The 24,268-nt window shown below is 60.5% G+C and carries 22 protein-coding genes and 1 rRNA gene; 1 reads left to right on the top strand and 22 read right to left on the bottom strand.

Annotated features, from left to right (window positions below; genetic code table 11):
- The 22 genes from E6C55_RS25255 to E6C55_RS25150 all read right to left on the bottom strand — a co-directional run.
- A 16S ribosomal RNA gene (locus E6C55_RS25255) occupies positions 1 to 125 on the bottom strand; the annotation flags it as partial.
- Between the two features lie 672 nt (positions 126 to 797).
- Positions 798 to 2,303 (bottom strand): lysine--tRNA ligase, encoded by a 1,506-nt coding sequence (gene lysS / locus E6C55_RS25250; protein ID WP_136372602.1) that lies wholly within the window; start codon positions 2,301 to 2,303, stop codon positions 798 to 800.
- Positions 2,304 to 2,471: 168 nt separating this feature from the next.
- Positions 2,472 to 2,948, bottom strand: a complete 477-nt coding sequence (gene greA, locus E6C55_RS25245; protein ID WP_136372601.1) for a transcription elongation factor GreA — start codon at positions 2,946 to 2,948, stop codon at positions 2,472 to 2,474.
- A gap of 367 nt (positions 2,949 to 3,315) precedes the next feature.
- Positions 3,316 to 4,335 carry a tRNA dihydrouridine synthase DusB gene (gene dusB, locus E6C55_RS25240; RefSeq protein ID WP_136372600.1) on the bottom strand — a complete coding sequence of 340 codons (1,020 nt, stop codon included), beginning with the start codon at positions 4,333 to 4,335 and terminating at the stop codon, positions 3,316 to 3,318.
- A gap of 19 nt (positions 4,336 to 4,354) precedes the next feature.
- On the bottom strand, positions 4,355 to 4,897 hold the full coding sequence (gene folK, locus E6C55_RS25235) for a 2-amino-4-hydroxy-6-hydroxymethyldihydropteridine diphosphokinase (protein WP_136372610.1): 543 nt from the start codon (positions 4,895 to 4,897) through the stop codon (positions 4,355 to 4,357).
- A 6-nt stretch (positions 4,898 to 4,903) separates the two neighbouring features.
- Entirely contained in the window at positions 4,904 to 5,296 is a 393-nt protein-coding gene (gene folB, locus E6C55_RS25230) for a dihydroneopterin aldolase (RefSeq protein ID WP_136372599.1), read from the bottom strand.
- A gap of 2 nt (positions 5,297 to 5,298) precedes the next feature.
- On the bottom strand, positions 5,299 to 6,159 hold the full coding sequence (folP, locus tag E6C55_RS25225; RefSeq protein ID WP_230986849.1) for a dihydropteroate synthase: 861 nt from the start codon (positions 6,157 to 6,159) through the stop codon (positions 5,299 to 5,301).
- 6 nt (positions 6,160 to 6,165) lie between these two features.
- Positions 6,166 to 7,047: an aminotransferase class IV gene (locus tag E6C55_RS25220; RefSeq protein ID WP_136372598.1), complete on the bottom strand. Its 882-nt coding sequence runs from the start codon at positions 7,045 to 7,047 to the stop codon at positions 6,166 to 6,168.
- On the bottom strand, positions 7,044 to 7,625 hold the full coding sequence (gene pabA / locus E6C55_RS25215) for an aminodeoxychorismate/anthranilate synthase component II (protein WP_136372597.1): 582 nt from the start codon (positions 7,623 to 7,625) through the stop codon (positions 7,044 to 7,046). Before pabA ends, E6C55_RS25220 begins: the two co-directional genes overlap by 4 nt.
- 19 nt (positions 7,626 to 7,644) lie before the next feature.
- Complete coding sequence (locus E6C55_RS25210) at positions 7,645 to 9,357, bottom strand: anthranilate synthase component I family protein (protein ID WP_136372608.1); 1,713 nt, start codon at positions 9,355 to 9,357, stop codon at positions 7,645 to 7,647.
- Positions 9,358 to 9,792: 435 nt separating this feature from the next.
- Complete coding sequence (cysK, locus tag E6C55_RS25205) at positions 9,793 to 10,731, bottom strand: cysteine synthase A (protein ID WP_136372596.1); 939 nt, start codon at positions 10,729 to 10,731, stop codon at positions 9,793 to 9,795.
- 212 nt (positions 10,732 to 10,943) lie between these two features.
- Positions 10,944 to 11,909 carry a peptidylprolyl isomerase gene (locus E6C55_RS25200; RefSeq protein ID WP_136372595.1) on the bottom strand — a complete coding sequence of 322 codons (966 nt, stop codon included), beginning with the start codon at positions 11,907 to 11,909 and terminating at the stop codon, positions 10,944 to 10,946.
- Positions 11,909 to 12,793, bottom strand: a complete 885-nt coding sequence (gene hslO, locus E6C55_RS25195; RefSeq protein ID WP_136372594.1) for an Hsp33 family molecular chaperone HslO — start codon at positions 12,791 to 12,793, stop codon at positions 11,909 to 11,911. The genes E6C55_RS25200 and hslO overlap by 1 nt, the downstream gene beginning before the upstream one ends.
- Before the next feature lie 114 nt (positions 12,794 to 12,907).
- Positions 12,908 to 13,696: a type III pantothenate kinase gene (locus E6C55_RS25190; RefSeq protein WP_136372593.1), complete on the bottom strand. Its 789-nt coding sequence runs from the start codon at positions 13,694 to 13,696 to the stop codon at positions 12,908 to 12,910.
- Positions 13,693 to 14,589 (bottom strand): carboxylating nicotinate-nucleotide diphosphorylase, encoded by an 897-nt coding sequence (nadC, locus tag E6C55_RS25185; protein WP_136372592.1) that lies wholly within the window; start codon positions 14,587 to 14,589, stop codon positions 13,693 to 13,695. The genes E6C55_RS25190 and nadC overlap by 4 nt, the downstream gene beginning before the upstream one ends.
- Positions 14,582 to 16,195 carry an L-aspartate oxidase gene (gene nadB / locus E6C55_RS25180; protein ID WP_136372591.1) on the bottom strand — a complete coding sequence of 538 codons (1,614 nt, stop codon included), beginning with the start codon at positions 16,193 to 16,195 and terminating at the stop codon, positions 14,582 to 14,584. The genes nadC and nadB overlap by 8 nt, the downstream gene beginning before the upstream one ends.
- Before the next feature lie 97 nt (positions 16,196 to 16,292).
- Positions 16,293 to 17,231: a quinolinate synthase NadA gene (nadA, locus tag E6C55_RS25175; RefSeq protein WP_136372590.1), complete on the bottom strand. Its 939-nt coding sequence runs from the start codon at positions 17,229 to 17,231 to the stop codon at positions 16,293 to 16,295.
- A gap of 257 nt (positions 17,232 to 17,488) precedes the next feature.
- A complete protein-coding gene (ftsH, locus tag E6C55_RS25170; protein ID WP_136372589.1) occupies positions 17,489 to 19,489 on the bottom strand; it encodes an ATP-dependent zinc metalloprotease FtsH in 2,001 nt (666 codons plus the stop codon).
- Positions 19,490 to 19,612: 123 nt separating this feature from the next.
- Entirely contained in the window at positions 19,613 to 20,152 is a 540-nt protein-coding gene (gene hpt, locus E6C55_RS25165; protein WP_136372588.1) for a hypoxanthine phosphoribosyltransferase, read from the bottom strand.
- 61 nt (positions 20,153 to 20,213) lie between these two features.
- Complete coding sequence (gene tilS / locus E6C55_RS25160; protein ID WP_136372587.1) at positions 20,214 to 21,641, bottom strand: tRNA lysidine(34) synthetase TilS; 1,428 nt, start codon at positions 21,639 to 21,641, stop codon at positions 20,214 to 20,216.
- A 311-nt stretch (positions 21,642 to 21,952) separates the two neighbouring features.
- Positions 21,953 to 22,879, bottom strand: a complete 927-nt coding sequence (locus E6C55_RS25155; RefSeq protein ID WP_230986848.1) for a serine/threonine protein kinase — start codon at positions 22,877 to 22,879, stop codon at positions 21,953 to 21,955.
- On the bottom strand, positions 22,863 to 23,612 hold the full coding sequence (locus E6C55_RS25150) for a hypothetical protein (protein WP_136372586.1): 750 nt from the start codon (positions 23,610 to 23,612) through the stop codon (positions 22,863 to 22,865). Before E6C55_RS25150 ends, E6C55_RS25155 begins: the two co-directional genes overlap by 17 nt.
- A 178-nt stretch (positions 23,613 to 23,790) precedes the next feature.
- Between E6C55_RS25150 and E6C55_RS25145 the strand changes: the two genes are divergently transcribed.
- Positions 23,791 to 24,234: a carboxymuconolactone decarboxylase family protein gene (locus tag E6C55_RS25145; protein ID WP_136372585.1), complete on the top strand. Its 444-nt coding sequence runs from the start codon at positions 23,791 to 23,793 to the stop codon at positions 24,232 to 24,234.
- Positions 24,235 to 24,268: the final 34 nt, after the last annotated feature.

Genomic DNA, 24,268 nt, shown 5'->3' with positions numbered 1-24,268 from the left:
GGTTGCCTACGTGTTACTCACCCGTCCGCCGCTAAGTCATCCCCGAAGGAATAACTCCGCTCGACTTGCATGTATTAGGCACGCCGCCAGCGTTCGTCCTGAGCCAGGATCAAACTCTCCATAAAGGTAAAACCTTTAGAAGAACCTTGAAGGCTCGTTCTGTACTGCTGGTTTGTCTCGCAGAACCGAAGCTCCGCTCGACTATTTCATTACGCTCGATGTTCAGTTTTCAAGGAACAAGGTTGTTGCTCTTACTTGCTTGCTTTACTTCTTCGCGGCCACCGCTCAGCGGCGACTCAAATAATATATCACAGGCCTCCGCCCAAACGCAACCCCTTTCTCCAAAATAATGATCTCCCTCTGCCCTACGCCTTGTTATTCGCATCTCTGGCCCGGTGCCTATCGCGATTTTATATGGTTTTCCACATTCGTCCCCTTGAACAAGGAGGCAATCGAGACGTTTTATGCGGTTTTTAGCATATATCCGACACTTCGAGCCGCAGTTTTCTCCATATATGCTATTTTTCACATAGAATCGCCCAAACTGCCCATTATTGCGCCTCGCCAATGTGAATTTTCATATAAATTCCTGGCTCTGGCCCCCGGGGGACTTCGGCAGCACCGAAGGAGGGCCTCCAAAGAAGCTCAACCCGCGAGTTCGCCCATTCCCGCCGCCGATACTACAAAAAAAACGACCGCCCCCTCAAGAGAGGGAACAGTCGTCTGTCTTCCGCTGCGGCATCCGAGCGAATCCAAGCTCCAAGCTCCGCCCGCTGCCGCCCACGCTTCGGCCAAGCTCAGTCCGTATCGCGCATGTGCGGGAACAGCAGCACGTCGCGGATGGACGGCGCGTCCGTCAGCAGCATGATGAGACGGTCGATGCCGATGCCGAGACCGCCGGTCGGCGGCAGGCCGTATTCGAGCGCGCGGATGAAGTCCTCGTCGAGGTCCTGAGCCTCATCGTTGCCCGCAGCCTTCTCGACCATCTGGGCGGCGAAGCGCTCGCGCTGGTCGATCGGATCGTTCAGCTCGGAGAACGCGTTCGCGTGCTCGCGCGCCACGATGAACAGCTCGAAGCGGTCGGTGAACCGAGGGTCCTTCGCGCTCTTCTTCGCCAGCGGCGAGATGTCGACCGGGTGGCCGGTGACGAACGTCGGCTGAATGAGCGTATGCTCGACGAACGTCTCGAAGAACGCGTTGACGATATGTCCGTACGTCATGTGCGGTTCGACCGGAACCTTGTGCTCCTTGGCCAGGCGATGGGCTTCCTCGTCGGAGGTTACCTTCGTGAAGTCGATGCCGACCACCTTCTCGACGAGCGAAGTCATCGACTCGCGGCGCCACGGCGTCGACAGATCGACCTCTTGGCCTTGATACGTAACCTGTGCCGTGCCAAGAACCTCCTGCGCAAGGTGCACGATCAGATTCTCGGTGAGGCGCATGATATCCTCGTAATCCGCGTAAGCCTCGTACAGCTCAAGCAGCGTAAACTCCGGGTTATGGCGCGTCGAGATGCCCTCGTTGCGGTATACGCGGCCGATCTCGTACACCTTCTCCATGCCGCCGACGATCAGGCGCTTCAGGTGAAGCTCGATCGCGATCCGCATGTACAACTGCATGTCCAGCGCATTGTGATGCGTGACGAACGGCTTCGCCGCCGCTCCGCCCGCGATTGCGTGAAGGGTCGGCGTCTCGACCTCCAGATAGCCGAGCCCGTCCAGGTAACGGCGCATCGATTGGATGATCTTCGAGCGCGTGATGAACGTCTTCTGAACGTCCGGATTGACGATCAGATCGACATAACGCTGGCGATAGCGCGTCTCGACATCCTTCAGCCCGTGGAACTTGTCCGGCAGCGGCAGAAGCGACTTCGTCAACACCTCGAGATCGTCCACCTTGATGGAAGTCTCTCCGGTGCGGGTCTTGAACACAACGCCGGTCACGCCGATGATGTCGCCGATGTCGAGAATGCCGAACGCCTTATACTTGTCCTCCGGAACGGAGTCGGCGCGAACGTAGATTTGAATCTTGCCGCTCAAGTCTTGAATATGCGCGAACGAAGCCTTCCCCATCGCGCGCTTCTGCATGATCCGGCCCGCGACGCGTACCGGAATCGCCTGCTCGTCCAGCTCCTCGGCCGACAGGTCCGAATATTGCGCGAGAATGGGGCCCGCTTCGTGTGTGCGGTCGAACTTGTCGCCGAACGGGTCGATGCCCAGCTTGCGCAGCTCGTCCAGCTTGTTGCGGCGGATCTGCAACAGTTCGCTCAATTCCGCCGTCTCCGTCTGATTCACTTGATCCATGATGGTGAGTCCCTCCAACTTGAATAGCCCTGTTCCCCTGCTCTCATCATACCATGATTCCATAGCTCCATGATTCCATAGAACAAGGTCATTGAACGGCATAAGAGCGATCAACGGCCCGCCCATGACGTTCCGCCGACCGCCCCTCGAGAATGCAAGGCTTCTGGCTTACTTCTTGATATCGACGATTTTGTATTGAATGATGCCCGCAGGAACGTTAACTTCGACAGTGGTGCCCTTCTTCTTGCCGATGATCGTCTTGCCTACCGGGCTCTCGTTAGAGATCTTATTCTGAAGAGGATCCGATTCCGCCGTTCCGACGATGGTGTATTCCACCACATCGCCGAACTCCAGATCTTCGACCACAACCGTCGATCCGATGCTTACCGTATCGAGATCGATCTCGTCGTTGTTGATGATTCTGGCGTTGCGCAGCATCTTCTCGAGGGTAATGATGCGCCCTTCGATGAACGCCTGCTCATTCTTCGCGTCCTCGTACTCCGAGTTCTCGCTAATATCGCCGTAGCCGATCGCTACTTTAATCCGTTCGGCCACCTCGCGGCGCTTGACCGATTTGAGGTTCTCCAGCTCTTCCTCGAGCCGTTTAAGCCCATCTGGGGTCAAAAGAACTTCCTTCTCGCTCATCTCACCGATCTCCTGTCGAAGGTATGATTTCGTGCCGGGCACGAAGGGGCTGCAGCTCTTGCCGCATAAGTAGGTTGCCGCCGCAACCAAGCAATCCGTCGCTACTCAAATATATGGCGCTTAACCGTTGACATGACACTTGATTGTTCGGACGCAATGACGCAATAAGTCTCGGGTCGCGAATATTGTTAAAGATTATATTGCAACCCTTCCGAAATGTCAATTAGCGGAAAACCACGGAAATTCGCCTTAATCGAGCCGACAGGAGGAACGATTAGTCCGAAGGGACTACCCGCCGCCGGGCCTCGTTCCCGACAAGCCGCCTCTCGGGCAGGCTCCATCCCCGATAAGGGGCAGAGCGCCCGTGTCAGTGGACAAGCGCCTGCCCCTGCTCCGGTCCTTCCGCCGCCTCTTCCTTGAGGGATTCGACATATTCGTCCAATCGCTTCTTGACGGCCGCCCGCGACGTCATCTCCATGATCTCGTTCTTCACGCGGGAAGCGTCCGGCAGCCCCTTGAGGTACCAGGCGAGGTGCTTGCGCATCTCCCGAACCGCCTGCCCTTCGCCCTTGAGCTGGATCAGACGATCCATATGCAGCATCGCGATGCGGATCTTCTCCTCCGCGTCCGGATCGGGCAGCAGATCCCCCGTCGTCAAGTAGTGAACGGTGCGATAGAGCATCCAAGGATTGCCGAGCGCCCCGCGGCCGATCATCACGCCGTCGACGCCGGTGTGCTGCAGCATGCGCTCCGCGTCCTCCGGAGAGAACACGTCCCCGTTGCCGATGACCGGAATGGATACGGCTTCCTTAACGTCCTTTATAATGTCCCAGTTCGCCGTTCCGGTATACAATTGTTCCCGAGTTCTTCCATGCACGCTCACCGCGGCGCCGCCGGCGCGTTCCACCGCCCGGGCATTCTCCACCGCATAGATGTGCTCGTCGTCCCAGCCGATCCGCATCTTGACCGTGACCGGCTTGCTCTTCGCGGCATCGACCGCATACGACACCATCTCGTAGATCTTGTTCGGATCGAGCAGCCAGCGGGCCCCCGCGTCGCACTTTGTGACTTTGGGCACGGGGCAGCCCATGTTGATGTCGATAATGTCGGCGTTCGTGTTGCGGTCGACGAAGCGCACGGCTTCCGTCAGCGACTCCTTGTCCCCGCCGAAGATCTGCAGGCTCAGCGGCTTCTCCCGCTCATCTACATAGAGCATCTCCAGCGTCCGCCGGTTGCCGTGCAGAATCGCCTTGTCGCTCACCATCTCGGCGCAGACGAGACCGCAGCCGAACTCCTTCGCAATTAACCGGAATGCTGGGTTGCAGACGCCCGCCATCGGCGCCAGCACCACTTTGTTGCTCATCTCGATGTCGCCGATCTTCAGCATGGCGGCAGCTCCTCTCGGTTCAGAGCCCGCTCTCTCGGGACTCCCACAATTGAATGCCTTCCTTCCGTCTCGCGGCATCCGTCACATGCTCCTTCCAGGGGAAGGGACCGCTCTCCGGAAGCCAGACGTCTTGCAGCGGCACAAGCACGAAAGCCCGTTCATGCATGCGGGGATGCGGAAGCGTCAGCTCCTCCGAATCCAGCTCGGCCCCCTCGTACAGGAGCAGATCCAGGTCGACAAGACGCGGGCCCCAGCGAACGGTCCGGACTCGTCCAAGCTCGTTCTCGATCCCCAGCAGCCTCCGCAGCAGCTCGAGCGGCTCAAGGCCGGTCCGAAGCGCAACGGCCATGTTGAGGAAGGAGGGCTGGTCGGTCACGCCGACCGGAGCCGTCTCGTAGACGCCCGATATGCGCGACAGCCCGATTCCGTCCGTGCTCTCAAGCCGCCGGATCGCTTCCATAAGCGTCGAGTGTCTATCTCCAAGATTGGCGCCCAGCGCCGCATAAGCCAATCTCTCGTTCGCCAATCCCTCATCAGCCGATCTCTCGTTTGCCAATCGCATCACGACTCATTCCTCTACGGCAACGATGTTGCCGGCCTTGTCCCGGGTTCTCCGAAGCTCGACCGTAACGCCGTCGAACGTGATGGCGAATGGAGGGTTCGGCTTCGTGACCGAGACGGTCGCTTCATGGATAATAGTATACGTACCGAGTACCGCGCTTGCAATACGTCCGGCGAGCGCCTCGATCAGCTTGACCGGCGGCCCTTCGACAATCTCCTTGACCAAGGCATGAATATCGGCATAGTTGACCGTATCCGCCACATCGTCGCTTCTTGCCGCCCAAGAGAGGTTTATGCGCAGATCGAGATCGACGATAAACTTCTGCCCCAGCTTATTTTCCTCCGGGAAGACGCCGTGATAACCGAAGAAGGTCATCTGCTTCAGAATCATTCGATCCATCTTTATCGTTCCTCCTTCGCCGTCTGGCGGTAGACGACCGCATCGGTCATCCGGGCGGTGCGCACCGCTTGCTTCACATCGTGAACGCGCACGATCTGGCAGCCTTGCATAATGCCGAGCGCCGTCGTCGCATTCGTCCCTTCCACGACATCGTCAGCCGGCAGCCCCAGAGCCGTCCTTATAAACAGCTTGCGGGAAGCCGCCAGCAGCACCGGGTGCCCGAGAGCGACGATCTTATCGAGATGGCCCATCATGATCAGGTTCTCCTCGTAATCCTTGGCGAAGCCGATGCCGGGATCGAGCCAGATATGATCGCTTGCGACTCCGGACGCCTTCGCGCGGTCGAGGCTGGTCTGCAGGTCCCTCAGCACGTCGGGCACGAAGTCGGCATAATCCCGCTCCCGGCGATTGTGCATCAGAATGACGGGGCAGCCGTAATCGGCGGCGACCGAAGCCATCTGCGGATCGTTCCGGAAGCCCCAGATGTCGTTCAGAATATGGGCTCCCGCCTCCATCGCCGCCCGCGCCGTCTCCGGCTTGTACGTGTCGACGCTGATCGGCAGCTTCACCTGCTCGCGCACCGCCTGGATAACAGGAACGATGCGGCGAATCTCCTCCTCCGCGGATACCGGCTCATGCCCGGGACGGGTCGACTCCCCGCCGATGTCGATGAGGTCGGCGCCTTCCTCCACCATCCGTCTCGCCCGCTCGACCGCGGCGTCCAGGTTCATGTAGCTGCCTCCGTCCGAGAAGGAATCCGGCGTCACATTCAGAATACCCATCACAAGCGTTCGCTCGCCCAGCACCAGCTTCAAGCCGTCATCGAACGAATAGGACCTCCTGTGGAAAATCGGCTTGTGCACGAAGCTTCATCCTCCCCTCGCGTCTCGGCGGTATTGCAGCATCAGATTCCGGGTGCGTTCCCCGGGGTATTCTCCGCACTTGCTCGGAAGCGTCCGGCCGTCCGGCCCCTCCAATCGGCTGACCGGCACAATCTCCTGAATGGAGCTGGTCACGAATACCTCGTCAGCAGCCGGCAGCTCTTCCCAAGCGTAGGCGCCTTCCTCGACGCGCAGCCCTTGTTCCGCGGCCAGCGTCAGCACATATCTCCTCGTGACTCCCGCGAGCGGTCCGCAATCCAGCGACGGCGTGCGCAGCGTATGGCCGTTAATCCAGAAGACATTGCTGACCATCCCCTCCGCAACGTGCCCTGCAGCATTCAGGAACAGCCCCTCCGTGCCGGGAGCAGCTCCTCCCGCAACAAGCTCGCGCTTCGCGAGAATATTATTCATATAATGGAAGGACTTCAACCGGAAGACCGCTTCCGGCTCGCTGCGGCGCAGCTTAAGCAGCCGGAGTGCCTTCCCGCTCCGCCGCTCCGGCTCGTCCGCCGCCTGCGGCTTCGCGTAGACGATCTCCCGCGGCTTCGCGTACGGCTCCGCCGGCAGGCCGACCGCGCCGTCGCCGGCCGAGACCGACCACCGGATGTAGGCATCCTGGTCTTCCAGGCCGTTCGCTTCGATCAGCCGCGCGACCGATCGCCTCATATGCCGGGCGTCCGGCGCGTATTCGATGCCGAGCGCCGCGCAGCCCTCCGCCAGTCTCTCCGCATGCCAATCCAGCAGCCACGGCTTCCCGCCGTACGTGCGGAACGTCTCGAACAGCCCCATCCCATAGAGGAAGCCGTGATCGTGGACAGAGATCACGGCTTCTTCGCTGTTCATCAGTTGCCCGTCGAGCAGAAGCCTCACGCTCTCTTACCCGATTTGTACGCCAGGAAATTACGCAGCAGCGTCAGTCCGTTATCCGTCATGATCGACTCGGGATGGAATTGCACGCCTTCGACGACGTACTCCTTGTGCCGGAGCCCCATGATCTCCCCGTCTTCGCTCTCCGCACTGATCTCCAGACAATTCGGCAGCGTATCCCTCTTGACCACAAGGGAATGGTAGCGCGTGGCGGTGAACGGCGATTCCACGCCCGCGAAGATCGTCTTGCCGTCGTGCGTAATCTCGGACGTCTTGCCGTGCATCAGCTTCTCCGCGCGAACGACGTCGCCGCCGAACGCTTGTCCGATCGATTGATGGCCGAGGCAGACGCCGAAGATCGGAATCTCTCCCTGGAACCGTTCGATGAGGCCGAGGCTTACTCCCGCTTCATTCGGGGTGCAAGGCCCGGGCGAGATCAGAATATGATCCGGCTTCAGCGCGGCGATGCCGTCCAGGTCGATCTCGTCGTTGCGGAACACCTTGATCTCCTCGCCCAATTCGCCCAGATACTGCACCAGGTTATATGTGAACGAGTCATAATTGTCGATAACCAGAATCATGGCTTTTCCCCTTTCGCTGTCAGCAAGGTGCGGCGATCTGCGCCTCTCCGTGCCGCCGTTCTCCGTACTCAACCGCCTTCCAGAGCGCCTTCGCCTTGTTCAGGCATTCATAGAATTCCCGCTCCGGGTCCGAATCGATGACGATGCCCGCCCCCGCCTGAATGTGGCATTGGCCGTCCTTCGCCGCGATCGTTCTTATGATAATATTAAATTCCATATTCCCTGCGTAGTCAATCCATCCGAGCGATCCGGTATACGGCCCCCGGCGCACCGGCTCCAGCTCCTCGATGATCTCCATCGTCCGAATCTTCGGCGCGCCCGTAATCGTGCCGCCCGGGAACGCCGCCGCGAGCAGGTCGAACGCGTCCTTGCCGGGCGCAATCGTCCCCTCCACCTGCGAGACGAGGTGCATGACGTGCGAATACCGTTCGATCGTCAGCAGCTCCGGCACGCGAACCGTTCCGTAGGCGGCGACTCGCCCCAGATCGTTGCGCTCCAGGTCGACGAGCATGATGTGCTCGGCCCGCTCCTTCTCGCTCGTCAGCAGCTCGTCCGCGAACTTCAGATCCTCCTCTTCCGTCCTCCCCCGGCGCCGTGTCCCCGCGATCGGCCGGGCGCTCATCCGCTTCCCGTCCAGCTTCACAAGCAGCTCCGGCGATGCGGAGACGAGCTGGAAGTCGGGGAAGCGCATGAAGCCCATATAAGGAGACGGGTTGACGAGCCTCAGCCACTCGTAGAGCTCCTCGGGCTTCGTCGCGACCGCGCGGCTCTGGCGGTTGGACAGGTTCACCTGGAATACGTCCCCTTGCGAGATGTACCTCTGCACGGCGCGAACCGCTTCCTTGAACTCGTCCTTGGTCATCGCCGTGCGGATTCCCGAATACGCCTCGATGTCCATCTGAAGGCCGTCCTCCGCCATGATCCGCTTCATCGCTTCCAGCTCGCCGACCGCCTCCGGCTCCGTCGCCGCGGCCATGATGCGATCCCACTCCGCCTTCATGTTATCCACATGGGCGGACGCCTCTTCGTACCGCTCGGCCAACTCGCGCTCGTCTTCCCAGGCCGAATCCGGCAAGCTCGGATGGAACGAGCAGATCAGCTCGGAGCGCAGATGGTCGACGATCCATACCTCGTTGATCAGGAGGAAGGCGTAGTCGGGCAGCTCCAGGTCATCCCTGGCAAGCTGCGGCAGCCGCTCCAGCGACCTCGCCACGTCGTAGCTCAGATAGCCGACCGCCCCCCCGGCGAAGGGAGGGATGTCGATGCCGGCCTCCTCGGCCTCATGGGGCCCTGCGAGCCCCTCTCCCTCCGCCCTCGGAGCCCGCTCACGAGCCAGCCACGCCCGCAGCAGCTCAAGCGGCTTGCCGGACCGGCTCTCGACCTCAGTCCCAAGGCCCTCCGTCTCATCCGCGCCCCCATCGACCCAGCCGCTCCCGTTCTCGCCGCAAGCGCAAGAGTGCAGACGAAGCAGCTTCACCTCGCCGGAACCGCCGTTCCCGCGGATAACCGCGTCGGGGCGGAGGCCGAGATACGTATATCTTCCGCCCTTCCCGCTCTCCAGCACGAAGGCGTGCTCGCCGGCCGCCTCCCACGCTCCCTTCCAGAGCGGAACGCGATCCTCGCCGGGTCCGAGCTTGTAAGCCCTCAGAACCGGAAGTCTCGTATAACCGAGCTCTTCCGGCGCCAAGCTTCGTCGTCGTCCCCAGCCGAGCCAATGCTCCAGCAACGTCATGTTCCTCACGCTTCTCCTCCTGCCGCCACTCATCCTGGCTCTGTTCCCGTGTTCCCGATTGTGCTCATTATACCCGATCCGGCCCAGAGCACAACCATATTGTCGGCAACTCGGCAGATTGTCGTACGAGTCTGCCGCATTATCCCCACTCCATCCCCAAATTATCCACCTTGTCCACATTCTTATCCACAATACCCACACCTTGCGCACAACTTACCCACATCTTTATACACAGCCTGTGGTTAGTTGATGCGAATATATCCCCAACGAAGACATTTTGTGTGACTTCCACATTCGCCGGGCCCGGATTGCGAGTCAATCGAAGCGTTTTATGTGGTTTTTTGCATACATATGTCAGACGACGCGCGCATCGCGACGCAAAAAAACCCCGGCCCGCAGCATGCTGCGAACCGGGATTCGTATCCGTTCAAACGATTAGTTGTCGAAGTTGAACAGCGGAGTGCTCAGGTAACGTTCGCCGTTCGAAGGAACGATCGCAACGACACGCTTGCCTGCTCCCAGCTCCTTGGCAACCTTCAGTGCGGCGAAGATGGCGGCGCCGGAAGAGATGCCGACCAGGAGGCCTTCCTTCTTCGCTACCGTGCGAGCCGTCTCGAACGCTTCGTCGTTCTCGACCGCAATAACTTCGTCGTAGACCTCGCGGTTCAGGATCTCCGGAACGAAGTTCGCGCCGATCCCTTGAATCTTATGCGGGCCCGGCTTGCCGCCCGACAGAATCGGGGAAGCGGCCGGTTCGACAGCGACGATCTTCACGTTCGGGAAGTTCTGCTTCAGCACTTCGCCGGCGCCGGAGATCGTGCCGCCCGTGCCGATGCCGGAGATAAACGCGTCCAGCTTGCCGTCGTAAGAATTGATTGCTTCGACAATCTCCGGTCCCGTCGTCTCGCGGTGGATCTTCGGGTTAGCCGGGTTCTTGAACTGTTGCGGGAGGAAGTAGCTCGGGTTCTCGACTGCCAGCTCTTCCGCCTTCTTGACGGCGCCGTTCATGCCTTCGGAGCCCGGCGTCAGCACGAGTTCCGCACCGTAAGCGCGAAGCAGGTTGCGGCGCTCCAAGCTCATCGTCTCCGGCATCACGAGGATGGCGCGGTAGCCCTTGGCAGCCGCGACGAGAGCGAGGCCGATGCCCGTGTTGCCGCTCGTCGGCTCGACGATCGTGTCGCCCGGCTTCAGCTTGCCCGCCTTCTCGGCTTCCTCGATCATGCTGATGGCGATCCGGTCCTTAACGCTCGAACCCGGGTTCTGGTATTCCAGCTTGACGTAGATCTCGGCGCTTCCTTCCGGAACGATGCGGTTCAACCGCACGAGCGGCGTATCGCCGATCAGATCCGTGACGTTCTGTACGATTCTTGCCATGACAGAATTCCCTCCCAGATATGGTGCGGCCGTCCGCCGCCCCGATGCATGATATTATTCCGACTAATTCTCTAGGTTTTTAACTAAGATCATCTTATCAAACCCGGGCCTCGATTGTCAATAGCTGGTCGGCGGAATCCGGAACTTTATTCGATTTTGGAAAAAAGAGACCGAGGAGCCGTTCCCCCGATCTCTCTTCCTATGAGTTAAGTTTAAGACGGCACGCCGGCACCAAGGATTCGCGCCTCGTACTTGACCAGAAGCTGCCGCTCCAATTCGGACGTCGACACCGCTCGATCCAAGGCCAATTCCCTCTTCGCTTGCTTGCGCGCCTCCTCCGAGTCCATCGCCTGCACGACGTTGCGGCCGGTGAGCTGAATCAGCTCGATGCCGTCTCCCGTCTCGATCGGGCCCGCCGCCTGTCCGATCTCGAGGCTATCCGCGACGCTCAGCACGGCCGGGTCTACGAACGGATCGCCTGCCTGAATCCAGCCAAGATCCCCTCCCGCATCCTGCGTGAATTCGTCGGTCGAGTATTGCATCGCCAGCGCCGCGAAGTCTTCGCCGGCCTCCAGCCTGCCGAGCACCTCGTCCGCGAGCTCCCCGTCCGGCACGACGATGTGCGAGATTCTCAATTCCTTGCGCGGACCGAAGTCCTCCTGGTGCTCCTCCAGGTAACGATCGACCTCTTCCTCGGATACCGATACCGGAAGAATCGCCAACTGCTCGAGCTTCAGCCGATAGATCGCGTCGAGACGAAGCTCGTCCTCGCTCATGCCGAGCTGGTCCCGCATCGAAGCGTAGAACTGCGCTTCGCTGTCGTAGCCCTGGCTTAACCGGCGCAGCTCGCGAGCCACATCCTCGTCCGTAACCTCGACTCCCTGCTCCTCCGCCTCCCGATCGACGGCAATGCGCAGCATAAGTGTCCGGAGCGTCTGCTCGCCGTAATTGGCCAGAAGCTGGTCGATCAACTGCTGCCGCGTAATCGGCGTGCCTCCAACGACGGCAACCGTCTCGTCCGACGCATCCGCCCCGCCGCCGGCTGCCGTGCTCGAAGGCGCGCTCTCGGAGGGGGCCGATGCCTTCCCTTCCGAGCAGCCCGCGACAACGCACAGCATGGCCCATGACAGAGCGAACAGAACGATCGGTCCCATGAGCCGATACGTTCTCCTTGTCATTAGAAGGCCGCTTTCCGGAGGAGCTCTGTCAGCTCGGCCGCGTCGAAGCGGTACTCCTCGTTGCAGAAGTGGCACTTCACTTCCGATTGCCCGTCCTCGTCGATCAGCTTCTGCAGCTCTTCCTGCCCGATGCTGATCATCGTCCGCTCCACCCGCTCGCGCGAGCAGAAGCATTGGAACACCGGCTCGATCGTCTCGTGAATGGTCACATCGTCGCCGACGAGGAACTTCAGAATGCCGACCGCATCCTCTCCCTGATCGAGCAGCGCCGTCACGTGCGGCATGCGGGACACCGCTTCCTCCAGACGAACCAACTGCTCCTCCTCGATTCCCGGCATCACTTGGACGACGAAGCCTCCGGCATGGAGCACCGAATTGTCCGTATCGACGAGAACGCCCAGCCCGACGGCCGACGGCGTCTGCTCCGATGCGGCGAAGTAGTAGGTGAAGTCTTCGGCCAGTTCCCCGGAGACAAGCGGAACGCTTCCCCGGTAAGGTTCCTTCAGCCCGAGGTCCTTCGTCACATGGAGGTAGCCGGAGCGTCCGACCGCGCCGGCTACATCTAGCTTGCCCTGCGGATTGCTCGGAAGATGCACGTGAGGATAATCCGCGTACCCTCTCACTTGTCCTGCCGCCGTCGCGCCGACAACAATCTGCCCGATCGGGCCGTCGCCCTTCACCTGCACCGTCAGCTTCTCGTCTCCCTTGAGCATGGCGCCCATCATCGCGGCAGCCGTAGCCGTTCGACCGAGCGCGGCCGTAGCCGTCGGGTACGTGTCGTGACGGCGCTGCAGCTCGCCGACAAGCCCGGTCGTGCGCGCGGCGAACACGCGAATGGCGCCGTCCCAAGCCGTTCCCCGCACCAATTCATCCTTCCATTCCATCTCTATAACTCCCTTCCGGTCTTGCTGCCATGCTATAACCGCGGAATGCCGTTATGCCGCTCTTCCTGCGCCTCTTCCCATGCATCTTCCGATCATCTATGCATCTTCGATCATCTATGCGTCTTCCGACGAACGCACCTGGACGTTCCGTTCGTAAATAATGCGAAGCCCCTCAAGCGTCAGCATCGGGTCCACCACGTCGATTCTCTCCGTCTCCGAAGCGATCATCTCCGCCAGCCCGCCCGTCGCCACAACCTTCGGGGTTATATTATGCTCCTTGCGAATGCGGTTAACTATCCCATCGACCTGTCCGGCATAACCGTAAATAATGCCCGACTGCATCGCCGCCACCGTGTTCTTCCCGATCACCTGGCGCGGCTTCGACAGCTCGATTCGCGGCAGCTTGGAGGCTCTCTGATACAGCGCCTCGGCCGAGATGCCGATCCCCGGCATGATGACGCCGCCCTGGTACGTGCCCGCGGCGTCGACATAATCGAACGTCGTCGCCGTGCCGAAGTCGACGACGACAAGCGGCGAGCCGTACAGCTCGATGCCGGCCACGGCGTTCACGATCCGGTCCGCTCCGATCTCCTTCGGGTTCTCGTAGCGGATGTTCAGCCCCGTCTTGATTCCCGGGCCGACAACAAGCGGCTCATGTCCGGCGTACTTGCGGAACAGCCGCTCCATCGTCGGCATAAGCGGCGGCACGACGCTCGACAGGATCACTCCCTCGATATCGCTCGCCGTCACCCCGGCTATATGGAACAGATTGTGCAGGAGGATGCCGTACTCGTCCACCGTCGAGGACCGGTTCGTGCTGAGCCGCCAATGCTCCTTGAGATTGCGGCCCTCATACAGCCCCAGGACAATATTCGTGTTGCCTACGTCGACGACGAGAATCACCGGGCCGCTCCCTTCTTCTCGTTCAGATCGAGACTGATATCGAGCGCCTGGAACGAATGCGTCAGGCTGCCGACGGAGATGACGTCCACTCCGCTCGCCGCCACGTCGCGAATCCGTTCGGCGCGCATGCCGCCGGACGCCTCGAGAATGATGTGCGAAGCGATCGCGCGAACCTCGGCCGCCGTTTCCTTCATCGCCTCGGGGCTCATGTTGTCGAACATGACGATGTCCGCGCCCGCTCTCGCCGCCTCAAGCGCCTGCTCCCGCGACTCCGCCTCGACCTCGATCTTCATCGTATGGGGAACGCGGGACTTGGCCGCCGCAACCGCCTCGCGGATGCCTCCCGCCGCCTTGATATGATTGTCCTTGATCATCACCGCGTCGTACAGGCCGAAGCGATGATTGTAGCCGCCGCCGACACGGACCGCGTACTTCTCGAGCGTGCGGTGCCCCGGCGTCGTCTTGCGCGTATCGACGATGCGGGCCGGGAAGCCTGCGGCCTCGTCAACGAAGACGCGGGTCGTCGTCGCGATGCCCGAGAGGCGCTGCAGCAGGTTGAGCGCAAGCCGCTCCCCGGTCAGGAGGCTGTGGGAAGAGCCCTCGACGATCGCGATGACCGTTCCCTTCTCCACCCGGTCGCCGTCCTTCGCCTTCGCCTCGAAGACGAGGGTCGGGTCCACAACCTCGAACACCATGCGGGCGAGCGGCATGCCGGCGAGCACGCCGGATGCCTTGGCGTGCACAATCGCCCTCGATTGCTGGCCCTCCGGAACGGTCGCCATCGTCGTGACGTCCCCGCTGCCGATATCCTCGGCCAGCCAAGCGCGGATCTGTCCGCGCACCGCTTCCTTGGCCGGTCCGCCGATCGTCCAGTCGCTCTCTCGTTCAAACATTGCCCAGCACCTCCTCGCTGATCGCCTTGTCTCTCTCCAGAATCGTATGCTTCAGCCAGTTGTTGTCGTCGCGATTCGGGAAGTCCTCCCGATAGTGCGCCCCGCGGCTCTCTTCCCGCGAGATCGCAGCCGTCGTCGTCAGATAGGCGCACGTCAGCAGATTGGCGAGCTCCAACTCCTCGCGCCTCAGCATAGCCGACTGGAACACCGGAAGCTGACGCTTCAGCTCCTCCAGTCCCTTGGCGAGCCCCTTGGCCTCGCGGCGAAGGCCGACGTAGCGGACCATCACCTTCTGCAGCTTCAGGCGACGCTCGATGAACGTGCCCATCGGCGGCTGGTGACGCTGGTCGTCGTTGCCCGAGAGCGGCTTGTTCTCCTGCGGAGGCAATTGATTAATTCTATCCACAATTCGTTTGCCAAATACGAGCGCTTCCGACAAGGAATTGCTGGCAAGCCGATTGGCCCCGTGAACGCCGGTCGACGACACTTCCCCGCAAGCGAACAGCCGCCGGATGTTCGTCTCCCCGTGCAGGTCGGTCCGCACGCCGCCCATCGTATAGTGAGCCGCAGGGGCAACAGGCACCCAATCGGTCGTCATATCCAATCCGTAGCTGAGGCAGGTCTCATATATCGTCGGAAAACGGTGCTTGATCAGCTCGGGAGTCTCATGAGTAATGTCGATGTACACGAAGGTCGAATTCGTCTCTTCCATCTCGCTGACGATAGCCCTCGCGACGACGTCGCGCGGCGCGAGCTCGAGCTGCGGATGGTACTTCTCCATGAAGCGCTCCCCGCGGATGTTCCGCAGGTAAGCCCCTTCCCCGCGCACCGCCTCGGACACGAGGAAGCGCGGCGCTCCCGGGTAGCAGAGCGAGGTCGGATGGAACTGGATGAACTCCATGTCCCGAATGACCGCTCCTGCGCGGTAAGCCATGGCGATCCCGTCGCCGGTCGCCACGTCCGGGTTGGTCGTGTACCGGTACAATTGTCCGGTTCCGCCGCTGCACAGAACTACCGCCTTGCCGCGCACAACGACCCGCGATCCGTCCGCCTTCTGCACGAGGGCGCCGCAGCACTCCCCGTTCTCCGTCAGCAGGTCGAGCACGAAGTGATCTTCCCACATCTCGATCTCGGGGATCGTCCTCGCCTTCTTCGCCAGCGCGCGGACGATCTCATAGCCGGTCGCATCCCCGTTGGCGTGCAGAATGCGGCGCTGGCTGTGCGCGCCTTCCTTCGTCAGCGCGAGGTGGCCGTCCTCTTCATCGAAGATCGTCCCGAGCTCGATCAGCTCCTGGACCCCGTTAGGGCCTTCGTGGACAAGCACGTCCACCGCCTCCGGATCGCACAGCCCGGCTCCCGCGATCAGCGTGTCCTGGCGATGGAATTCCGGCGAGTCGTCGTCCGAGATAACGGCGGCAATGCCTCCCTGAGCGTATCGGGTGTTGCTGTCGAACAGCGACTTCTTCGTAATCATCAGCACGCGGTTGCTCTTGCTGGATTGGATAGCCGTATATAAGCCCGCGATGCCGGCACCGATAACGATGACGTCCGTCTCCACCGTCGGCAGCTCATCCGGCTCGAAATCGACAATATAACGTGGGATCATGAACGAGGACTCCTCATCCGATATTGTGATTGTGATTTTTACCACTTGTTTATAAACTATGAATAATAAGACGTTCCCGGGCTGAGCGGCCCCCGATTCACTTCACGAGCAGCATGCGCTCAAGCGACAGGCGAGCCTTGTCGGCGACATCCTGGGGAACGTGAATCTGCGGCTGCATCGTCTCCAGAGCGCGAACGACCTTCTTGAGGTTGTTCACCTTCATGTTCGGGCAGACCAGGAACTTCGAGGCGAAGTGGAACGTCTTATCCGGGCTGTCGAGACGAAGCTGATAACCGGTTCCGTCCTCGGTGCCGACAATAAATTCCTTATGCTGCGACTCGCGGCAATACTTAAGAATGCCCGTCGTGCTTCCGACAAAATCCGCCATCGCCACGACCTCCGGGCGGCATTCCGGGTGAACCACGAATTCGGCGTTCGGGTGCTTGGCCCGCATCTCGACGACATCCTTCACCGTCAGCATGTCGTGAGTGTTGCAATACCCTTCCCAGATGATCATCTTCTTGCCCGTCTGCTGCTGAACATAGTGGCCCAGGTTCTTGTCCGGGCACCAGATGATCTCGTCGGCATCGACCGAATTGACGACCCGAACAGCGTTCGCCGAGGTGCAGCAGATGTCCGTCTCCGCCTTCACGTCAGCCGAAGAATTGATATAGGTGACGACCTTCGCATTCGGGTGCTTCGCCTTCATCTCCCGCAGGCCGATCGGGTTCACCATGTCGGCCATCGGGCAGCCGGCGCGTTCGTCCGGAACGAGCACGGTCTTGTGCGGTGCGAGAATCTTGGCGCTCTCCCCCATGAAGTGCACGCCGCAGAAGACGATCACGTCCGCATCCGTCTGTGCCGCCTTCTGGGCGAGCAGGAACGAATCGCCGCGGAAGTCCGCAACCTCCTGAATCTCGTCCCGCTGGTAGTAGTGCGCGAGAATAATCGCGTTCCGTTCCTTCTTCAGTTGCAACAGTCGTTCTTTAAGCTCGCGGTTCTGCTCCGCTTTCCGTTCCAGAGCCAATGCTTCCATGTGTGTTAACCCCTCTCCCAAGGCTTCGCGACAGTCCTCCGCCTTCAGATCCCTCAATATAATAACGCTGCAACTTGCGTCAACTTTGTGAATATATGCACATACAGTGGCCAAAAGATGCGGTAACCAGCGTTGTTTATCACTAAATGTACACTCGCATCGGTGCGGTGTCAATTGATTCTTGTCTAAATTGTGCCGTAAAAAAAATCTCCGGCCCCTGTCGTTCAGGAGCCGGAGATGATGCGGTAGCCTTCGATTTACTTGTCGCCTTCGCCGTCATCTTCGCGGCGTTGATCCGGAACCGGAGGAACCGGCTCATCGTCGCGGGTATGAATGCGAACCTTGACGTTGCCGAGCGTATCGACGGTCGGCTCCAGAGAGGTTGGCTCGGAGCTTCCTTCGCCGGAATCTTCGCCCGCGCCTTCGATCGTACCCTTCTCGAGCAGACGTCTGATCTGATCGAGCTCGAGCGTCTCTTCTTCGAGCAGCGTCTTCGCGATGAGGTGAACCTCTTCGGTCTTCTCGGTCAGCAGCTTCTTCGCGCGGCTGTAGCAATCATTGATAATGTTCTGCATCTCCTGGTCGATCTCGTACGCGATCGTGTCGGAGTAGTTCTGCTCGTGACCGAGGTCGCGGCCAAGGAACACTTGCCCTTGCGAGCTTCCGAACTGCATCGGCCCGAGCTTGTCGCTCATGCCGTATTCCATGATCATGCTGCGAACGATGCTGGTCGCTTGCTTGAAGTCGCTGTAAGCGCCCGTGCCGATCTCGCCGATGAACAGCTCTTCGGCGACGCGGCCGGCCAGCAGCCCCGTTACCTTATCGAGCAGCTCTTGCTTCGTGACCAGCATGCGGTCTTCCTTCGGCAGCATAATGACGTAGCCGCCGGCGCGTCCGCGCGGAATGATCGTCACCTTGTGCACCATGTCGGCGTGCTCGAGGAAGTATCCGACGATCGTATGGCCGGTCTCGTGGTAAGCGACGATCGTCTTCTCGCGCTCGCTGATGACGCGGCTCTTCTTCTCGGTGCCGACGATGACGCGATCGATCGCGTCGTCGACTTCCTGCATCGCGATATCCTTCTTGTTCTTGCGCGCCGCAAGCAGCGCCGCTTCGTTCAGAAGGTTCTCCAGATCGGCGCCGGTGAAGCCGGTCGTCCGCTTGGCGATCGTATCGAGCTTGACGTCCTTGTTGATCGGCTTGTTGCGGGCATGAACCTTCAGCACCGCTTCGCGGCCCTTCACGTCCGGACGGTCGACCGTGATCTGACGGTCGAAGCGGCCCGGGCGCAGCAGCGCCGGATCTAGAATGTCCGGGCGGTTCGTCGCGGCGACGATAATGATGCCTTCGTTCGCGCCGAAGCCGTCCATCTCGACGAGCAACTGGTTCAGCGTCTGCTCGCGCTCGTCGTGTCCGCCGCCGAGGCCTGCGCCCCGCTGACGGCCGACGGCGTCGATCTCATCGATGAAGATAATGCACGGAGCGTTCTTCTTCGCGTTCTCGAACAGGTCGCGAACGCGGGAAGCGCCGACGCCGACGAACATCTCGACGAAGTCGGAGCCCGAGATGCTGAAGAACGGCACGCCGGCTTCGCCTGCAACGGCGCGGGCGAGCAGCGTCTTACCGGTACCCGGAGGGCCGACGAGCAGAACGCCCTTCGGAATGCGGGCGCCGAGAGCCGCGAACTTGCGAGGGTCCTTCAGGAATTCGACCACTTCGACAAGCTCCTGCTTCTCCTCGTCAGCCCCCGCGACATCCTCGAAGGTGACCCGTTTTTTCTCTTCATTATAAAGACGTGCCTTGCTCTTCCCGAAGTTCATGACCTTGCCGCCGCCGCCCTGCGCCTGATTGATCAGGAAGAAGAACAGGATAAACATGATCACGAACGGGATGATCGACGTCAAGAACGTCAGCCAGAAGCTCTGGCCCTTCATCTTCTGGAACTTGACTTGGGCGCCGTTGTCCATCGCCGTATCGGTCAGATCCTGGATCGCATAGTCAGCAAGAGGGAACCGTCCGCCGAACGAAGAGCTGTTGGAATCGGCTGGTTTTTCTTTATAATGACCTGTGATCAGGTAAGAACCGTTATCCACGCGAAGAGTAAGGTCCTTGACATTGTCCTGCCGCACGATCGCGACAAGCTGGTTGTAATTCAGTTCCTCCGTCGTCTCGCCTTTGGTGATAAAGAGCTGTACGAGACCTACGGTCACCAAGAATATGAGCAAATAAAAGCCTGTGTTGCGGATGATCCGATTCATCCCTGACCTCCTCTCGACACGCTTACATCATTTTACCATAAGACACTTAAATCATTTTACCATAGCCTGTCTCGGCATCACAATAGAAGCGACCGCCGCCGTTCAACCTTCAACCCGATTAATCTAATTGGAGTAGATCTCCGGCTTAAGCACGCCGACATAAGGAAGATTGCGGTACTTCTCGGCATAATCGAGTCCGTAGCCGACCACGAACGCATCCGGAATCGTGAAGCCGGTGTAATCGGCGTTCAGATCGGCGGTGCGGCGCCCCGGCTTGTCGAACAAGGCGACGACGTGAACGGACTTGGCGTTGCGGCGCTCGAGCACGTCGATGATGTAGCTGAGCGTCAGCCCGCTGTCGATGATGTCCTCGACGATGATGACGTCGCGGCCTTCGACAGAGGAGTCCAAATCCTTGACGATGCGGACCTCGCCCGACGAGCGGGTGGAATTGCCGTAGCTCGATACCGCCATGAAGTCCAGCGCGATCGGCACGGTAATATTCTTGGCCAAGTCCGCCATAAAAATAAAGGCGCCCTTCAACACGCAAATCACAAGGGGGTTGCGCCCTTGATAATCGCGGCTGATGGCGGCACCCAATTCCTTCACTTTCGCTTGAATCGTCTCTTCCGAGTAGAGCACTTCCTGAATGTCATTCTGCAATGCGAGGACCTCCCGATCCGATTAATACACGGTATGATAGCAAATCTTCGTTCATGTCGCCTCAGCGGCGATTATTGCCTTCATCGTCCGCCTCGCAAATTACGCGAAGCAGCTTGGCGGGCTTCTCCCTCTCCGGAAGGGCGTGCCGGGATCGCCTCACCCCGGGAATCCACAGGATGACATCGTCGGCATCGACAAGCAGAGGCACGGAATCGCGAAGGGCTCTGGGCACCTTGGCGTCGACGAACATATCTTGCACTTTTCTAGAGCCGTTTAATCCCTTCGGCTCGAATCGGTCTCCGGCTCGGCGGTTGCGCACGGCCAGAGGCAAGCGAAGCTTGGATTCGTCGAAGTATGCCTCCCTTCGGTATTCTGCGGGAGCCGGGCACGCCTCGAAGGTTCGTTGGAACCGAAGCGCGGCGCGGGCTTCCGGAATGGGAAGCAGGGAATCCCATTGCTCGACCCGGTAGCGGAAGCTGCCGGGCGATTCCGGGAGGGGACCGATGTAGGCACGGTCGTATTCGCGAACGACGACCCATCCGTTCCCGAGATCGAGACGGCCTGTGCCGGAGCCTTCCGCCGCAACCGCGGCCGCAGCTTCCGTCACCCCGCCATAATCGTGGATCTGGGCCCGAGGCCCAGCGTAGTTTAATATTAGTTTAATCAATCTGCGTTGTAAAGCAACGTGGAGGCCGCAGAACCGCCTCCGGTCAACGATCCAGCCCTCCCCTGCGCGAGTGACCGATGCCGCGTAAGCCCTTCGGGCTTCCTCTTCCATATAGTCATTATCGGTGGCCGCCGACTCGGACAAGCGAATCAACGCTTCCCTTACCCTCGGATTGTAGCGCTCGAGGCAGGGCATCGCCTCCAGCCGAACGGCATTGCGGAAGTACTTGCTCTTCGCGTTGCTGCTGTCCGTGGCATACGGAATGCCGTTGCGGGACAAGTAGGCGAGAAGCTCACATTTGGGTATACGCAAGAGCGGTCGGATCAGTTCCAATTCCTTTTCTCCGCGGGAGGCGGCAATTCCTGCCAGACCGGCGATTCCCGTGCCGCGGATTATCCGCATCAGCACGGTCTCCGCCTGGTCGTCGGCGTGATGGGCCAACGCGATAACGGAGGCGCCGCCTCTGCGGGCCATCCCGACAAGGCACTCGTACCGCCGTTCCCGCGACGCCTCCTGCGGGCTCAACCTCGTCTCCTCGATATAAGCAGGCATATCGATCGTCGCCGCTTCGAAGGGGATGCCCCACTCGGCCGCCGTCTTGCGCACAAGCTCCTCCTCCGCATCCGATTCCTCGCCGCGGAAGCCGTGATTGACGTGCCCGGCAATGACGGCGAGGCCGTCCGTCTCCGCCACCGCCTTCAGCAGATGCAGCAGCGCCATGGAATCGGGTCCGCCCGATACGGCGGCAAGCACCGCGGTTCCCGGCTGCCGCCACCTCTCGTCCCTTGTCCATTCCTCGAACCTCAGCAGCAGCTCGTCCATTCAGCCCCCCGCCTCCTTTTGCCCAACGAACTTCCTCAATCAGCCGAATACCGCCGCTCCTCCACCCTTCGCCGGATAATTCCCATATTATGGTTCCGTTGTGGGTGCTAATCCCTCTCCGGGCGCCTAGGCCTCTTCTCCCTTCGGCTCAGGAATCCCATCTTACGGATGCTGAGCGGCGTGCAGCGAACCTCCGCCGCCCCGAGCATCACCGCGCCTCGACCGCCGCCGGGTTGTCCGCTCTCCCCTATCCTGAACGAGCGGGAGAAGAGGCATAATGCCGGCAAAGGGGATATGGCGCTGGTGTGAGCTTATCCGAACAACCAGATCGCCATCAAGGACACGCACAGGAGCAGCGACACCGCGAATACGCCCGCCATCCACGCGGGAATCCGGGACGACGGCTGGCTCTTGGCTCTGCTTGCCCCGTGCACCGCTTCGCGCCAGCACTCGGCCGCCTCCTGCGTCGATGCGAACTTGCCGCGCAGCGCCTTCTCGAACCAGCCGGAGAGCGGCTTCAGCGTCGAATTCGTCTTCACGAGCGCCAGCAGCTCGCCGGGGTCCCGATTCTGCGGAAGCAGCGTGCGCGTCAGGTGAAGGAGCCGCTTCTCGTCGAGCACATGAATCCACAGCACCGCGGCGCTGAACCAGTCGTAAGACGGCTCGGCCGTGCGGCTTCCCGCCGACCAGTAGCCCCGGTCGTAGATCTCGGTGAACTGGCGAATGCCCCGGCCGTTAGCGGTCATGCCGCCGTAATCGACCAGGGCGACCTGGCCGTAATCGCTGACGAGCAGATTGTCGTTCTTCAGATCGCTGAAGATCCAGCCCGCGTCGTGCAGCTCCGACAGCCTTCTCAGCAGGCGGTAGCCGATGATGCCGGCCCACTCCGGACCGTGCTTGCGAAGATAAGCCCGCACGGTCACTCCCGGCACGTACTGCATCGCGTAGAAGGGAATCTGCGCCCCGTCCACGACGGCGTCGTCCACGTCCAAGAGGAAGGGTCGCCGCTTCGCGCCCTTCTCCCGGTGGTCCAAGGAGGCCAGTATATTCGCTTCCGCCTGCAGGTCGGAGACGTCCTTGCCCAGCTTGACCGCACATGCCGATCTTCCGTACGAGGCGAGATAGACGTGCCCGTTCGAACCCGTGCCGAGCAGCCGCTCGAGTTTATAAATTCTGCCGTTCCACTTCCCGGTGAGCAAGGTACCCGGCGGCAGTTGCTTCTCAGACGACGTAATCACTCCGCATCCCGTCCGTATCGTCTCGCTTCAGCAATGAAGCAGGATGTTCATCTTCTGACACAATCTTACCATAACTTTCATGGAAATACGCTATGACGCGCATAAGCGCCGGCCCCGTCGGAGTTGTCCCCCTCATGCGCAGCCGTCCGAACAGCGAGCCGAGCCGCTCCGTGGAGGACGTCCAGGGGGCGTCCAGCGTGCAGTCTTCCCGCTCGCCCGGGAAGTGGAACACCGCCGCCATGCTGTCGCCGGAACGCGCCTGAAGGCTGAGCGACAAGTCGCGGATCGCTTCCTCCACCGCGAGCAGCTTCGGCTTCATGCTGGCGCTCGCGTCGATCAGGAGAGCGACCTTGAGCGGCGCCGTCTCGCCCATCTCTTCCATGACCCGCACGACCTCCGCCCGCTTCGGCGGCGGCAGCGACTCGACGGAATTGACCCCGAACACCTGGCGAAGCTCCTCGTTCACCGCTTGGCGGATCGTGCCGACAACCGTCTGCCGCGTCATCATCTGCACGGTCTGGGACAGTTGCTTCGTCGAGACGATCCGGCTGATGCCGCCGCCCGCCTTCGCGATCTCGGCGATCTCGGACGCTCCGTATTCGCCCAAGCTTCCTTCGTCCAGCACACCCGCGACATTAACGACAATTCCTTCCTCATACGCCTGCGCTGCGGCCGCAACGGGGCTTAGTCCCACGTTCGAACCGCCGTCGGTAATGAGCAGAATCTGATTCATCCGAAGAATACACCTCTTCCTCTTCATCTCTATTAAATTAGTGTCGCCAAGAGATGAGAGAATTAACCGTTGGGATTTCGCTGCGCCAATCTACCCGATCCTTGTCACAAATCCGGCCTCCCCGTTGTCTTCTTATAGGTGAGACAAATTTTGCAGCATCTACAGGAGGTTTACGACAATGAGAGTGAGAATGAATCATAGGGAAGCGAATCCGGGGTCGTTCAAGGCGCTGCTGGCGCTGGAGAGCTTCTCCCAATCCCGCGGCATCGAACCCGAGCTTGCGGAGCTGATCCGAATCCGGGCGTCCCAGTTGAACGGCTGCGCCTTCTGCCTCGACATGCACGTCAAGGATATGATGAAGGTATCGGGCAATCTCGAGAGAACGTCGCTCGTCTCCGTATGGAGGGAGGCTCCTTGCTACAGCGAGGCCGAGAAGGCCGTTCTGGAGCTGACCGAGGCGGTCACGAGGCTCGGCGAAGCCGGCGTGCCGCAAGCGGTCTACGACCGGGTGCGGGAATACTACGACGAGGCGGAATTCGTCGACCTGATCATGGCGATCATTGCCATCAACAGTTGGAACCGGATCGCCGTGGCCACGGGCATGTATCCGGGGTGCTTCTGATTCGGGTAGTCGGGAGACAATAAACACAGGAGGA

Source organism: Cohnella fermenti, from assembly GCF_004801405.1.
In the GTDB taxonomy this organism is placed as follows: Bacteria; Bacillota; Bacilli; order Paenibacillales; family Paenibacillaceae; genus Cohnella; species Cohnella fermenti.
This window is presented reverse-complemented; position numbering and strand designations above follow the sequence as displayed.

Coding starts and splice junctions, on each gene's coding strand:
- hslO (WP_136372594.1), bottom strand. CDS start 12,793: ATGGAATGGAAGGATGAATTGGTGCGGGGAACGGCTTGGGACGGCGCC.
- E6C55_RS25145 (WP_136372585.1), top strand. CDS start 23,791: ATGAGAGTGAGAATGAATCATAGGGAAGCGAATCCGGGGTCGTTCAAG.
- greA (WP_136372601.1), bottom strand. CDS start 2,948: ATGAGCGAGAAGGAAGTTCTTTTGACCCCAGATGGGCTTAAACGGCTC.
- nadB (WP_136372591.1), bottom strand. CDS start 16,195: ATGATCCCACGTTATATTGTCGATTTCGAGCCGGATGAGCTGCCGACG.
- folB (WP_136372599.1), bottom strand. CDS start 5,296: ATGGATCGAATGATTCTGAAGCAGATGACCTTCTTCGGTTATCACGGC.
- nadC (WP_136372592.1), bottom strand. CDS start 14,589: ATGTTTGAACGAGAGAGCGACTGGACGATCGGCGGACCGGCCAAGGAA.
- ftsH (WP_136372589.1), bottom strand. CDS start 19,489: ATGAATCGGATCATCCGCAACACAGGCTTTTATTTGCTCATATTCTTG.
- E6C55_RS25200 (WP_136372595.1), bottom strand. CDS start 11,909: ATGACAAGGAGAACGTATCGGCTCATGGGACCGATCGTTCTGTTCGCT.
- lysS (WP_136372602.1), bottom strand. CDS start 2,303: ATGGATCAAGTGAATCAGACGGAGACGGCGGAATTGAGCGAACTGTTG.
- cysK (WP_136372596.1), bottom strand. CDS start 10,731: ATGGCAAGAATCGTACAGAACGTCACGGATCTGATCGGCGATACGCCG.
- E6C55_RS25210 (WP_136372608.1), bottom strand. CDS start 9,357: ATGACGTTGCTGGAGCATTGGCTCGGCTGGGGACGACGACGAAGCTTG.
- pabA (WP_136372597.1), bottom strand. CDS start 7,625: ATGATTCTGGTTATCGACAATTATGACTCGTTCACATATAACCTGGTG.
- E6C55_RS25150 (WP_136372586.1), bottom strand. CDS start 23,612: ATGAATCAGATTCTGCTCATTACCGACGGCGGTTCGAACGTGGGACTA.
- folK (WP_136372610.1), bottom strand. CDS start 4,897: ATGCGATTGGCAAACGAGAGATCGGCTGATGAGGGATTGGCGAACGAG.
- tilS (WP_136372587.1), bottom strand. CDS start 21,641: ATGGACGAGCTGCTGCTGAGGTTCGAGGAATGGACAAGGGACGAGAGG.
- nadA (WP_136372590.1), bottom strand. CDS start 17,231: ATGGAAGCATTGGCTCTGGAACGGAAAGCGGAGCAGAACCGCGAGCTT.
- dusB (WP_136372600.1), bottom strand. CDS start 4,335: ATGCTGAAGATCGGCGACATCGAGATGAGCAACAAAGTGGTGCTGGCG.